The following is a 13274-nucleotide window of genomic DNA, read 5'->3' on the forward strand; positions in this document are numbered from 1 at the left end:
CTCCTACAACGGCCTGTGTTCAATCCCCGATGTATGTCTACCACCGATCAATAGGAGCGGGTTTACCCGCGAATACGGTAGCGGCGGCAACGGTGAGCGGCTGGTGAAATTGGCCAGCAGGCCCGGCCCTTTCGCGGGTGAACCCGCCCCTACACCCGACCGCGAAGGGCCGCAAAGCGGCCCCGGCAATCTCGATCAAAACCCAACACTGGCCTGCACGTAGAAGGTCCGCGGCTCACCCACGTAAAGGCCGGCATTGTTGTCACTGGAGCGGGTGAAGTACTGCTTGTCGAACAGGTTCTTCACCCCCGCCGCCAGCTTCAGGTTGGACATGTCCGGCCCGAACTCATAACCGCCACGGGCATGCCAGGTCACGTAGCCTGGAATATCGCCATACTGCCCGTCAGCACTCGGCTCGGTGATGTAGTCGCCATTGAAACTGCCATCGGCATTGATCCCGGTTCCCGGCGCACGCTGCTTCGATTGGGCATAGGCGTCCAGGTTCCAGGTCCAGCGGTTAACTGCGTAACGCACCCCGGCAGTGGCCACCTGGCGTGAATAGAACGGCAGGTCCCGGCCCTTGAACCCCGGGATATCCCCTTCATAGGTCGCGCGGGTATAGGTGTAGCCACCGCTCACCGACAGCCCGTCCAGGCGCGGGTCCAGCCCGGCCAGGTCATAACGCACCGAAGCCTCGATGCCCTGGTGCTTGGTCGCACCGAGGTTGGTCCAGCCCACGTCGTTGCTGATGTACTGCAGCTCATCATCGAAGTCGATGTAGAACGCCGTCAGCTCACCGGCAAAGCCGCCATTGTCATAACGGGTACCGATTTCGTAGGTCTTGGCTTTTTCCGGCTCCAGGCCATTGGCCGTACTGTTGCCAGAACCGCCCTGGCCCAGCTGGAAGTACTGCAGGCTACCGAACGAAGTCTCGTAGTTGGCGAACACCTTCCAGGCATCGGAAACGTGGTACATCACGCTCAGTGCCGGCAAAGGCTCGTTGCTGGTGATGCTGCGCTTCTTCTCGGCTACCGGGCGGTTGTTGGCGTCCAGTACCGGGCGGTCGCGCCAGTCGGTATTGATGTGCTCGAAGCGCACGCCAGGGGTGATGGTCCAGTTGCCCACGTCGATCTTGTCGTCGATGTAGTAGGCGCTGGCCTCGGTGCCACCACTGCGGTCCTGGAACACGTGACCGTCAGAAGTCGGGGTCACCGTCGGCACGTTGTCGATCAGCGCCAGGCGAGTCGATTGTTCGCGCATCGCTTCCTTCAGGTAACGGTAACCGACACTGACTTCCTGGGTGGTTGGGCCGGCAAAGAAGATGCGCGACACACGGGGTTCGATGGCGAAGGTGTGGTAGTTGCGCGGGTACGACGACAACGTCTTCATGTCCCGCGAGGCAATGGTGCTGCCGCGGAAGCTGTCGGTGTAGTAGGTCAGCACTTCGAACTGGGTGGCATCATCGAGCTGCCGCTGCCATTTGAACGACACATCCTTGCGCCGGCCCGCGAAGTAATCGTAATCGCGCAGCGACTGGTAGGGGTTGCTGTCGTATTGGGCCTGGGTCAAGCCACCCGGCATGTCGGCACGGCCATCGTAATAATGGAAGTTGAGCCAGAACTCATCGACATCGGTTGGCGCCCAATGCGTCTTGAGGATAACGTCGTCGATGTCGTTGCCGTTGTTGCTTTCACGGTAACCGTTGCCATTCACCCCGGTGTACAACAGCGCCACGCCCATGCCATTGTCGGCCGTGCCACCGACGAAGGCTGACTCGGTGTGTTTCCAGCCACCGTGCTGGGAGGTCTCCAGGGTGGTGGACAGCTCTGCCGAGGCCTTTTCCGGAATCGCCCGGGTTACAAAGTTGATCACGCCGCCCACGTTCTGCGGGCCGTAGCGCACCGAGCCGGCACCGCGCACGACGTCGATGCTGTCGAGGTTGCCAGAAGAAATCGGTGCCATCGACAGCTGTGGCTGGCCATACGGTGCGAAGGCGGCCGGGATGCCATCGATCAGTACCGTGGAGCGCGGCGACAGGCGCGAAGTAAGGCCGCGCACGCCCACGTTCAGCGACAGGTCGCTGCCACCGGTTCCGTTGGAGTCCTGCACTTGCACGCCTGGGATGCCGCGCAGCACGTCGCGCACGTTCATTGCGCCCTTCTCCACCATTGCCTCGCGGCGTACCACGGTGCGTGCCCCGGGGTGGTTCTGTACCACGCTCTGCTGGGCATCACCCAGCCAGTCACCGACCACTTTGATGTCGGTGGGTGCCAGCTCCAGGCTGCCGCTGCCCAGGTCAAGGGTAGTCGGCAGTGGCTTCACCACAACGGTGTCCCCGGTCACCTCGAAGGTGAGCCCGCTGCCTTGCAACAGCTGTTGCAGCGCCTGCACCGGCGCCAGCTTGCCCGATACCGCCGGGGCCTGTTTGCCGGCGACCAGCTCGGGGCTGAAAAACAGCTGCAGGCTGGTCTGCTGGCCGAGCTGGTTCAGCGCCGAACCCAACGGCTGGGCCTGGATCTGGAGGGTATTGCCGGCCTCTGCGGCCTGGCTGTCAACGGCCACGGTGCTGACCGCCAGGGCCAGCGCCAGGGCGCGAAAGCGTGGGAAGGGTTTGTTGTTGTTCACGTCGTCGAAACATCCTGGAATGCGGAATAAACGCCAACCGCGTGCAAATGGAAATGCTTGGCAGTTGCAGCTGGCGAAGAAGACGAACGAGTGAAAAAAAACCTGAATCTATTTGGCGATTATTTCGCTGGAGCCGTCTTCATGGGCCTTGATGGCCACCGGCAGGATGCTCGGCAAAGCCCGCAGCAAAGCGTCTGTATCGTTGGTACTGAAGGTGCCGGACAGGCGCAGCCGCGCGACTTTCCCAGGGGCGACCCGCAATGGCTGGCTACGGTAGCGCGAGGTTTCGGCCACTACTTCGGCGAGGGTTGCGTTGTCGAACAGCAGCTTGCCCTGTCGCCATGCGGTCATGGCGCCGGTGTTGACCGCATAGGGTGCGGCGACCAGGCCCTGTGCATCGATATGCGACCCCTGCCCGGCCGTCAGTTGCGCCAGCGAGGCACCCTTGCCCTGCACCCGCACCGACCCCTGTTCCACCGCCACACGGGTGCTGGCTGGGTCCAGGCGGACGTCAAAGCGGGTACCTGTGACGATCACACTGCCCTGGGCCGTGTCGACCACAAACGGCCGGTTACTGTCATGGGCGACGCTGAACATCACTTCCCCGGCGTTCAGGCGCACGTGCCGCTGGCCGGCGCTGAACTCGACCTGCAACTGCGTGTTGCCATTGAGCTCCAGATGCGAGCCATCCGGCAGTTCGATCTGACGGCGCTCATTGAAGGCCGTCTGCAGGCTGCCTTGATGGTTCAGTTGCAGGTGGTGCCAACCGCCCCAGCCCAGGCCCAGCGCCACTACCGCGACACTGGCGGCCAACGCCTGGCGCATGAAACGCCGTCGTGGCAGCTTCTGCACCGGGTCTGGCTGGCACAGCGCCTCCAGGTGCTGACGTGGAATGAAGTCGGCGGCCTGCCACACGCGGCAGAGATGCTCATATTCTTCCCGGTGGTGCTCGTCGCTCGCCAACCAGGCATGCAACTGCTTGTGCAGCCCGGCATCCCGAGGTGCATCCTGCACGCGGGCGAACCATGCGGCCGCCTGCTCGCGGACGGCATCGGTACCGTGCTGTTTCATCGAAAAGGCCTCCTGACTCTTCATGCCGACACATCCAGGTGCTCACGCAGGTGCCGAAGCGTGCGGATCATATACTTTTCGACCATGTTCTTGCTCAACCCCATGCGCTCGGCAATCTCGGCCTGGGTCAGGCCTTCGAGCTTCTGCCAGATGAACACCTGCCGGCAGTTGAGTGGCAGCTCGGCCAGCGCCCGCTCGACGCTGTCGGCCAGCTCCAGGGCGTGCACGTAGGCTTCCGGGTCGCCACTGCCGGTTGCGCCTTCTTCGAAGGCTTCCCGCTCCAGGGCCTGGCGGCGGTCTTCGCGACGGAAGCCATCCACAGCGATGTTGCGCGCAGCCTGATGCAAGTAGGCGCGTGGCTGCTCAACCTGCTCGCGCGGGGTTTCCAGTACCCGGACAAAGGCATCGTGGGTGAGGTCCTCGGCCTGCTGACGACTGCGCAGCTTGCGCGTCCAGGTGCCGATCAGCTCATGGTAGTGGTCGAGGAAGCCTTTGTGTCCGGACACGGTCGGGGTCATCAGGGAGGCAGACAAGGGTGCGAATAGTAATGTTTCGCATCAAAAGCAGCAAATCCGCCAGTCGGTAACAAAAAATTTATGGGCGATTTCCTGTACGGGGGTACCAGGAAAATGTGGCCATAAATATGAACACCTCCGCCCTTTTCGCGGGCAAGCCAGCTCCCACATGGAACGCGTATCCCCTGTAGGAGCGGGCTTGCCCGCGAAGGGCCCAACACGCTCCATTCCACAATTTTTTACGCTTGAAAGACCGCAGGGAACATCAGCCGGTCACACGAGTCGGTTATTCAAATGGCTGGTCGTCGATCCACGTCGATCACGCCCGGATTGCCTGTTGATTCTGCATTCTTCACGCCCTAAAGTGCGCGCCGAACGTCCATGCTGGAAACGATCCATCCGGCTCAAGTACTGAGTAGGCGAACCAAAGTGGGGATACGGAGGACGTTCAGTTTGCAGCCACTTAATCTTTCAGTTTGCCCATGGAGTCCCTGAGCATGTCGATCCAGGTCGAAGACTATTTCGCGCGTGAAACCTTCCAGAAAATGAAGGCGTTCGCTGACAAGCAGGAAACCCCGTTCGTACTCATCGACACCCAGATGATCAGCCAGGCGTACGACGACCTGCGCGCCGGTTTCGAATTCGCCAAGGTCTACTACGCGGTCAAGGCCAACCCGGCCGTTGAAATCATCGACCTGCTCAAAGAGAAAGGTTCGAGCTTCGACATCGCCTCGATCTACGAGCTGGACAAAGTGATGGGCCGCGGTGTCAGCGCCGACCGTATCAGCTACGGCAACACCATCAAGAAGTCCAAGGACATCCGCTACTTCTACGAGAAGGGCGTGCGCCTGTACGCCACCGACTCGGAAGCCGACCTGCGCAACATCGCCAAGGCCGCACCGGGCTCGAAAGTGTATGTGCGTATTCTGACTGAAGGCTCCACCACTGCCGACTGGCCACTGTCCCGCAAGTTCGGCTGCCAGACCGACATGGCCATGGACCTGCTGATCCTCGCCCGCGACCTGGGCCTGGTGCCATACGGCATCTCCTTCCACGTGGGCTCGCAGCAACGCGACATCAGCGTGTGGGACGCCGCCATCGCCAAGGTCAAGGTAATCTTCGAACGCCTGAAAGAAGAAGACGGCATCGAACTGAAGCTGATCAACATGGGTGGTGGCTTCCCGGCCAACTACATCACCCGTACCAACAGCCTGGAAACCTACGCCGAGGAAATCATCCGCTTCCTCAAGGAAGACTTCGGTGACGAACTGCCGGAAATCATCCTCGAGCCTGGCCGTTCGCTGATCGCCAACGCCGGCATCCTGGTCAGCGAAGTGGTGCTGGTCGCACGCAAGTCGCGTACCGCCGTCGAGCGCTGGATCTACACCGACGTGGGCAAGTTCTCCGGCCTGATCGAAACCATGGACGAAGCCATCAAGTTCCCGATCTGGACCGAGAAGAAAGGCGAAGCCGAGGAAGTGGTCATCGCCGGCCCGACCTGCGACAGCGCCGACATCATGTACGAGAACTACAAGTACGGGCTGCCGCTGAACCTGGCCATCGGTGACCGCCTGTACTGGCTGTCGACCGGCGCCTACACCACCAGCTACAGCGCAGTGGAATTCAACGGCTTCCCGCCGCTGAAGGCTTACTACCTGTAATGCACAACGGGGCCGCAAGGCCCCGTTTTCATGTGCGTGCAGTCGGTGCTGGCCTCTTTGCGGGTAAACCGTACAACGGCCTGCGCCCAACCACCGATGCGTGTGTAGGAGCGGGGTTACCCGCGAATACGGTAGCGGCAGCAACGGTGAACGGCGGGTGGAGATTGACCAGCAGGCCCGGCCCTTTCGCGGGTAAACCCGCTCCTACGACGGCCTGTACCCAACCGCCGATGCGTGTGTAGGAGCGGGTTTACCCGCGAATACGGTGGCGGCGGCAACGTTGAACGGCCAGTGGAAATTGGCCAGCACAGTCAACCTCACTCACCACGCCGTTCGATCTCCTCGGCATAGCGCCCGGCAAAGGTCATGAGCACCGGCCCCGCCTCCTGCAAGGTCACCAGTGCAGCGCGCAGGAAGTTCATGTTGCCCTCGATCCGCGCCCGCTCCAGCCAAGGCGCGGCCTCAGCCACCTGGCCGCGTTCGACCAGCACCAGCGCCAGGCTGAACATCCCACGAAAATCCCCCGCCTCGGCCGACCGCCGATACCAACGCACCGCCCGCGCCGGGCTGGGCGCCGTGGCAATGCCCTGCTCCAGGTAACGCCCATACAGGTTCATCGATTTGGCATGCCCCAGCTGCGCAGCCTTCTCGTAGCACATCAGTGCCTGCGCCTGATTGGCCGGCACCCCACGCCCGGTCGCCAGAAGGTTGCCCAGGTTATACAGGCCCCAGTCCAACCCGGAGTCGGCCGCACGGGCGTAATGAACGGCAGCCTGCGCCAAGCTCACCTCGCCGCCCCAGCCATGCTCCAGGCAACGCCCGAGCATGTTGTGCGCCATGGCACTGCCACTCTGTGCAGCGATACCGAACCAACGCCGGGCAACGGTGGCATCCTGCTGGATGCCACGCCCATCCAGCAGGATCTGCCCCAGCAGCAACTGCGCCTCGACCACGCCCTGCCCCGCTGCCGCCAGAATCGCCTGGGCGGCCTTGCCGGGGGTTTCCTCGAGCATGGCCTGCAAGCCGGCCACATCCACCACTTCCTCACGTCGCAGCAGGTAGGACACGGCTCAGACCTCAGCCCAGCGGCGCAGCAAGTTATGGTAGGTGCCCGTCAGCTGCAACAGCGAAGGATGGTCCGGCACATCGGCAGTCAGTTGCTGGATTGCATTGTCCATCTCGAACAGCAGCGCCCGCTGGCTGTCATCGCGCACCAGGCTCTGGGTCCAGAAGAATGCGGCATAGCGTTGGCCACGGGTCACCGGGTTGACCTTGTGCAGGCTTGTGCCGGGGTACAGCACCATGTCACCGGCGGCCAGCTTGATCTGCTGCACGCCATAGGTGTCCTGGATCACCAGCTCACCGCCGTCGTAGCTTTCCGGCTCGCTGAGGAACAGCGTGGAAGACAGGTCGGTACGCACCCGCTCCGGGCTGCCCTTGGGCTGGCGCAGGGCATTGTCGATGTGGAAACCAAAGTTGCCGCCATCGCGGTAGCAGTTGATCAGCGGCGGGAACACCTTGTGCGGCAAGGCTGCCGACATGAAGCGCGGGGTCTTCCACAGGCGGTCGATCAGCGCAGTGCCGATTTCCTTGGCCAGTGCATGGCCTTCCGGCAGCTGCAGGTTGTGCTTGGCCTTGGCCGACTGATAACCCGCCGTAACCTTGCCATCGGCCCAGTCGGCCCCCTCCAGCGCCTCGCGGATACGGGCCAGTTCATCAGCGTCGAACAGGCCTGGAATGTGAAGCAGCATGGCAACAGCACCGTTAGGAAATGTAAAGGCTCAATGATATTGATTCCCTTTTACGCTACACAAGCCCCATTCGCCGCTTAAGACGTTTCAGCGGCATGAAACCGTAAAGACAAATTGTAAAGATTGTAAATTCTTCACGAATGGTAACGACTCTCAATTGTTAGTCAAAATTGCTTACATTAAGATCCACCGCCTCAATACCTTGGGGAAGGTTCTTTGCAATGCGCCAGTACGTACCATCTGCTGTGAGTTCGCCACGCCTGATCGTGTCTGCCATCGGTGTCGCCCTGAGTGCCTCGTCGGTATATGCCGCCGATCCGGCCGCCAACAGCGCCATCACCCTCGATGCCACCAGCGTCAACGGCAAGGCTGAACAAGCCAGCACCGATTACAAGGTGGAGAAGGCCGCCTCGCAGAAGTACACCGCGCCGCTGGTAGACACCCCGCGCTCGGTAACCGTTATCCCGCAGCAAGTGATCAAGGACACCAACGCCCTGACCCTGCAGGATGCCCTGCGCACCGTGCCCGGCATTACTTTCGGCGCTGGCGAAGGCGGCAACCCGCAAGGTGACCGCCCGTTCATCCGCGGCTTCGACGCCCAGGGCGATACCTACCTGGACGGCGTACGTGACACTGGCGCCCAAACCCGCGAAATCTTCGCCATCGAATCTGTTGAAGTGGCCAAGGGGCCGAACTCGGCCATCGGTGGCCGTGGCGCGGCCGGCGGTACCATCAACCTGGTAAGCAAGCGCGCGCATCTGGGCAACTCGCTGGACGGCGCCTGGACCTGGGGCAGCGACCAGACCCAGCGCTACACCTTCGATGGCAACTACCAGTTCAGCGATACCGTTGCCGGTCGCCTGAACCTGATGACCCACGAAAGCAACGTCGCCGGCCGCGACAAGGTCAACTACGACCGCTGGGGCATCGCCCCGTCGCTGGCCTTTGGCCTGGGCACGCCGACCCGCGTCAACCTTGACTACTACCACCTGGAAAGCGACGACCTGCCGGATTCGGGCATCCCTTACACCATCCCGACCAACGGCAGCGCCGGGCGCACCTCGGCACACCCGAGCAAGCCGAATGATGGCGGCGACAGTGACAACTTCTATGGCCTGACCGGCCGCGACTTCCGCAAGACCCGAGTGGATATCGCAACCTTCGCCGTCGAGCACGACCTGACCGACTCGCTGACCATCAAGAACACCCTGCGTCACGGCAACAGCATGCAGGACTACATCCTGACCCAGCCCGACGACAGCAAGGGCAACGTCAACAACGGCAGTGTCTGGCGCCGCGCCAACACCCGTGTCGGCAACACCGCCACTACCACCAACCAGACCGATCTGTTCGGCGAGTTCTACGTTGGCGGGATGAAAAACAGCTTCTCGACCGGTATCGAACTGAGCCGTGAAGAGAGCGAGCGCTCAAGCTACACCGTCGATACCGACACCGTGCCAGGCGGGTCTGCCAACAGCAACTGCACCCCAGGCATGATCGGCGCCACCAGTGGCTATAACTGCACTTCGCTGAGCAACCCGAACCCGGATGATCCGTGGAACGGTGCCATCTCGCGCAACTATGCCGGCACCACCACCAACAGCAAGACCCGTGCAATCTACGTGTTCGACACCCTGGAGCTTACCCCGGAGTGGCTGGTCAACATGGGCCTGCGCTACGACCACTTTGACACCGACTACAAGACCTACAACGCCGCCGGCACCACCACCGCCAAAGGCAAAGATGTCAGCGAGTTCGTCACCGGCCAGCTGGGCCTGGTGTGGAAGCCGGCCGAAAACGGCAGCATCTACGTCTCCTATGCCACCTCCGCAACGCCACCAGGCGCCATGCTCGGCGAAGGTACCGAAGGCAACCCGCTGGGTGGCACCCCGGACCGTAACGGCAACCTGCTGGCCAGCGACATGGAGCCGGAAGAAACCACCAACTACGAAATCGGCACCAAATGGGACCTGCTCGACCAGCGCCTGTCGCTGACCGCTGCGCTGTTCCGCACCGAGAAGGAAAACGCCCGCGTCCAGGTGGACACCACTACCTACGAGAACGTCGGCGAAACCCGCGTGCAGGGTATCGAGCTGTCCGCCAGTGGCAAGCTCACCGACAAGTGGCAGGTGTTTGCCGGCTACACCTACATGCAGGCTCGCCAGATCGACGGCGGCCCGCTGGGCAAGGCCAACGACGGCAATCAGCTGCCGAACACGCCGAACAACAGCGCCAGCCTGTGGACCACCTACTCGATCACGCCAAAGCTGACCGTGGGCGGTGGTGCGTTCTACGTGGATGACGTGTACGGCAGCGTGGCCAACACCACCATGGTCGACAGCTACGTACGCTACGACGCCATGGCCGCCTACAAGCTGACCAAGAACGTCGACCTGCAACTGAACGTGCAGAACCTGACCAACGAGGTGTACTACGACAAGGCCTTCTCTACCCACTTCGCCAACCAGGCGGCCGGGCGGACGGCGCTGTTGACCACCAGCGTGCACTTCTGATGTCTGGGTTGGGTTGATCTTTTGGAGGGCTGCGCCTGTGTCGGCCCTTTCGCGGCCAAAGCCGCTCCTGCGTTGCCGGTACAGGAGCGGCTTTAGCCGCGAAGAGGCCTGCACAGACAACACGAAAAGCAGCCCATCCGGCCCCGTTCATTCCAGTGAGCGGGGCTTTTGCGTATCAAGGCATAATGCACGCCGCGCTGGCCGCGGCAGCAACTCAAGGTGAGAAACGTGGTGAAGAAGACGCTGTTCCAATTGCACTGGTTCTTTGGCATCACCGCTGGCCTGGTGCTGGCCTTGATGGGCATTACCGGGGCGCTGTACTCGTTCCAGGAAGAACTGCTGCGCGCATTCAATGCCGATGTACTCAAGGTAGAAGTACGCGCCGAAGGCGTGCTACCGCCGGCCGAGCTGGTTAAGCGGGTCGAAGCCCAGCAACAGGACAAGGTGTCGATGCTGTGGGTCGACGTGCGCGAAGGCAACGCTGCACGGATCTTCTTCATGCCCGCGCCGGGCGAACGCCGTGGCGAGCTGCGCTATGCCGACCCGTACACCGGCGAACTCAAGGGCGAAGCGGCCGGGCAAGGCTTCTTCAACCTCATGCTCAAGCTGCACCGTTTCCTCGCCATGGGCGATACTGGCCGGCAAATCACCGGGGCCTGCACCCTGATGCTGGTGTTCTTCTGCCTGTCCGGCCTTTACCTGCGCTGGCCGCGTAAAGCGCTGGACTGGCGCACCTGGCTGACCTTCGACTGGGCCAAGAAAGGCCGCGCCTTCAACTGGGACCTGCACGCCGTTGCCGGCACCTGGTGCCTGCTTTTCTATCTTCTGTTCGCCCTGACCGGGCTGTTCTGGTCCTATGAGTGGTACCGTGAAGGCCTGAACAAGCTGCTGGCCGACGCGCCGGCTGCGGGCCAGCAGCAAAAACGGGGTGAAGGCCGTGGCCGGCACGGGCCGCAGAACGTCGACAGGAATGCGCCGCCGCTGGTGGTGGACTACGACGCCATCTGGGCCAACCTCAAGGACGCCGCGGGCCCAGGCCTGTCCACCTACAACCTGCGCCTGCCGCCCGCTGGTGGTCAGCCGGCCAACCTGTTCTACCTGCTCGACAACGCTGCGCACCCGCGTGCCTTCAATACCCTGGTGCTGGACCCGGCCACTGGCCAGGTTAAAAAGCACGACCGCTACACCGACAAGTCCTTCAAGGCGCAGCTACTGCAGAGTGTTTACGCCTTGCACGTCGGCGAATACTTCGGCTTGCTGGGGCGCATCATCGTCACCATCGCCAGCCTCACCATGCCGTTGTTCTTCGTCACCGGCTGGCTGCTGTACCTCGACCGCCGCCGCAAGAAACGTCAGGTGCGCGCAGCACGTGGCAACGTCGCCAACAGCGGCAATGGCGACGGCTGGCTGATCGGCTTTGCCAGCCAGAGTGGCTTTGCCGAACAGTTGGCCTGGCAGAGCGCCGAGCAGCTGCAGGCAGCTGGCCAGCCCGTTCAGGTTCGCGCCCTTGCCGAGCTGGGTGAAAACGACCTGCGCCAAGCACATCGCGCGCTCTTCGTGGTGAGTACCTTCGGCGACGGCGAAGCGCCCGACAGCGCTCGCGCCTTCGAGCGCAAGGTACTCGGCCAGCCTTGGGCACTCAACAACCTCAACTATGCCCTGCTCGCCCTCGGTGATCGTCAGTACCCGCACTTCTGCGGTTTCGCTCGTCGCCTACAGGCGTGGCTGGGAGAGCGCGGTGCCAGCAGTGCATTCAGCCCGGTGGAAGTGGACAACGCCGACCAGGCCGCCCTGCAGCAATGGCAGCAGGAGCTGGCGCAACTGACCGGTGTCCAGCCGGTGGCCGCCTGGCAGCCGCCAACCTTTGCCAACTGGTCGCTGGTGCGCCGCGAACTGCTCAATCCCGGCAGCCAAGGCCAACCGGTTTACCTGCTTGGCCTGCAGGCTGCAGAACCTGCGAGCTGGGAAGCCGGCGATCTGGTAGAGGTACTGCCGCTGAATGGGCAGCCACGGATCGACGCGTTCCTCAAGGGCATGGCACTGGACGCCAGCAGCCAGGTGCAGGTCAATGGCTTGAGCGAAACTCTTGCCCAGGCACTCGCTGGCCGCCAACTGCCGACGCGACGCGACCACCTGATCGGCTTGCAGCCACAAGCGCTGGTCGATGCACTGGTGCCAATCGGTAGCCGCGAGTACTCCATCGCCTCGATCGCCAGCGATGGTGTGCTGGAGCTGATCGTGCGCCAGGAACGCCACCCCGACGGCAGCCTTGGCTTGGGCTCTGGCTGGCTGACGGAATACCTGCCAATGAATGGCACCTTGAGCCTGCGCCTGCGGCGTAACAGTGGCTTCCATCTGCCTGAGGCTGCTGCGCCGATGATCCTGATCGGCAACGGCACTGGCCTGGCGGGTCTTCGCAGCCTGTTGCGCGCGCGGGTCAATGCCGGTGAGCAGCGCAACTGGCTGCTGTTCGGCGAGCGTAACCGGGCGCATGACTTGCTGTGTGGCGATGAGCTGCAAGCTTGGCTGGACAACGGCGACCTGGCACGGCTGGACCTGGCGTTCTCACGCGATCAGGCCGAGAAGGTGTATGTGCAGGACGTGATGCTGGAGCAGGCCGAGGACTTCAAACGCTGGGTGGCCGACGGGGCTTGCGTGTATGTCTGCGGCAGCCTGCAAGGCATGGCAGCGGGGGTGGATGCGGCGCTCAACGGCATGCTGGGTGAAGCTGCTGTACAGCAGTTGATCGAGGATGGGCGGTATCGGCGGGATGTGTATTGACCGGTGTGTAGGAGCGGGTTTACCCGCGAATACGGTGGCGGCGGCAACGGTGAACGGCGGGTGGAAATTGGCCAGCAGGGCTGGCCTCTTCGCGGGTAAACCCGCTCCTACGGTGGCCTGTGTCCAACCCCAGATGTGTGTCCACCACCGGGGTAGGCGTGGGTTTACCCGCGAATACGGTGGCGGTGGCAACGGTGAACAGCGGGTGGAAATTAGCCAGCAGGGCCGGCCTCTTCGCGGGTAAACCCGCTCCTACGGGGGCCTGTATCCAACCCCAGATGTGTGTCCACCACCGGGGTAGGCGTGGGTTTACCCGCGAATACGGTGGCGGTGGCAACGGTGAACAGCGGGTGGAAA

General features: G+C 62.6%; 8 protein-coding genes. 3 read left to right on the top strand and 5 right to left on the bottom strand.

The window, feature by feature from the left end; all coding sequences use genetic code 11:
• Nucleotides 1-195: 195 nt before the first annotated feature.
• The 3 genes from ACF8FG_RS11685 to ACF8FG_RS11695 all read right to left on the bottom strand — a co-directional run bounded on the left by ACF8FG_RS11685 (nucleotide 196) and on the right by ACF8FG_RS11695 (nucleotide 4214).
• Nucleotides 196-2625 carry a TonB-dependent siderophore receptor gene (locus ACF8FG_RS11685; protein WP_014589767.1) on the bottom strand — a complete coding sequence of 810 codons (2430 nt, stop codon included), beginning with the start codon at nucleotides 2623-2625 and terminating at the stop codon, nucleotides 196-198.
• 108 nt (nucleotides 2626-2733) lie between these two features.
• On the bottom strand, nucleotides 2734-3696 hold the full coding sequence (locus ACF8FG_RS11690) for a FecR family protein (protein ID WP_026031847.1): 963 nt from the start codon (nucleotides 3694-3696) through the stop codon (nucleotides 2734-2736).
• A gap of 20 nt (nucleotides 3697-3716) precedes the next feature.
• Nucleotides 3717-4214 (bottom strand): RNA polymerase sigma factor, encoded by a 498-nt coding sequence (locus ACF8FG_RS11695; RefSeq protein ID WP_012051258.1) that lies wholly within the window; start codon nucleotides 4212-4214, stop codon nucleotides 3717-3719.
• Nucleotides 4215-4708: 494 nt separating this feature from the next.
• Between ACF8FG_RS11695 and ACF8FG_RS11700 the strand changes: the two genes are divergently transcribed.
• Nucleotides 4709-5872 (top strand): type III PLP-dependent enzyme, encoded by a 1164-nt coding sequence (locus ACF8FG_RS11700; RefSeq protein ID WP_003248498.1) that lies wholly within the window; start codon nucleotides 4709-4711, stop codon nucleotides 5870-5872.
• Between the two features lie 317 nt (nucleotides 5873-6189).
• On the opposite strand, the gene ACF8FG_RS11705 is transcribed toward ACF8FG_RS11700, so the two are convergent.
• Together ACF8FG_RS11705 and ACF8FG_RS11710 are read right to left on the bottom strand one after the other, a co-directional pair.
• On the bottom strand, nucleotides 6190-6939 hold the full coding sequence (locus tag ACF8FG_RS11705; protein ID WP_014589765.1) for a tetratricopeptide repeat protein: 750 nt from the start codon (nucleotides 6937-6939) through the stop codon (nucleotides 6190-6192).
• Between the two features lie 3 nt (nucleotides 6940-6942).
• The gene (locus ACF8FG_RS11710) at nucleotides 6943-7623 is read right to left on the bottom strand and encodes a Fe2+-dependent dioxygenase (protein WP_119714133.1); all 681 of its coding nucleotides are present in this window, start codon (nucleotides 7621-7623) and stop codon (nucleotides 6943-6945) included.
• Nucleotides 7624-7844: 221 nt separating this feature from the next.
• Here ACF8FG_RS11710 and ACF8FG_RS11715 point away from each other — a divergent pair, with 221 nt between their 5' ends.
• Both ACF8FG_RS11715 and ACF8FG_RS11720 read left to right on the top strand, forming a co-directional pair.
• Nucleotides 7845-10136, top strand: coding sequence for a TonB-dependent siderophore receptor (locus tag ACF8FG_RS11715; RefSeq protein WP_014589763.1), 2292 nt, complete (start codon nucleotides 7845-7847; stop codon nucleotides 10134-10136).
• A gap of 228 nt (nucleotides 10137-10364) precedes the next feature.
• Complete coding sequence (locus ACF8FG_RS11720) at nucleotides 10365-12917, top strand: sulfite reductase flavoprotein subunit alpha (RefSeq protein ID WP_119714134.1); 2553 nt, start codon at nucleotides 10365-10367, stop codon at nucleotides 12915-12917.
• Nucleotides 12918-13274 lie beyond the last annotated feature (357 nt).

The organism is Pseudomonas sp. YQ_6, from assembly GCF_043103245.1.
GTDB classification, from domain to species: domain Bacteria; phylum Pseudomonadota; class Gammaproteobacteria; order Pseudomonadales; family Pseudomonadaceae; genus Aquipseudomonas; species Aquipseudomonas alloputida.

Coding starts and splice junctions, on each gene's coding strand:
- ACF8FG_RS11700 (WP_003248498.1), top strand. CDS start 4,709: ATGTCGATCCAGGTCGAAGACTATTTCGCGCGTGAAACCTTCCAGAAA.
- ACF8FG_RS11710 (WP_119714133.1), bottom strand. CDS start 7,623: ATGCTGCTTCACATTCCAGGCCTGTTCGACGCTGATGAACTGGCCCGT.
- ACF8FG_RS11690 (WP_026031847.1), bottom strand. CDS start 3,696: ATGAAACAGCACGGTACCGATGCCGTCCGCGAGCAGGCGGCCGCATGG.
- ACF8FG_RS11715 (WP_014589763.1), top strand. CDS start 7,845: ATGCGCCAGTACGTACCATCTGCTGTGAGTTCGCCACGCCTGATCGTG.
- ACF8FG_RS11695 (WP_012051258.1), bottom strand. CDS start 4,214: ATGACCCCGACCGTGTCCGGACACAAAGGCTTCCTCGACCACTACCAT.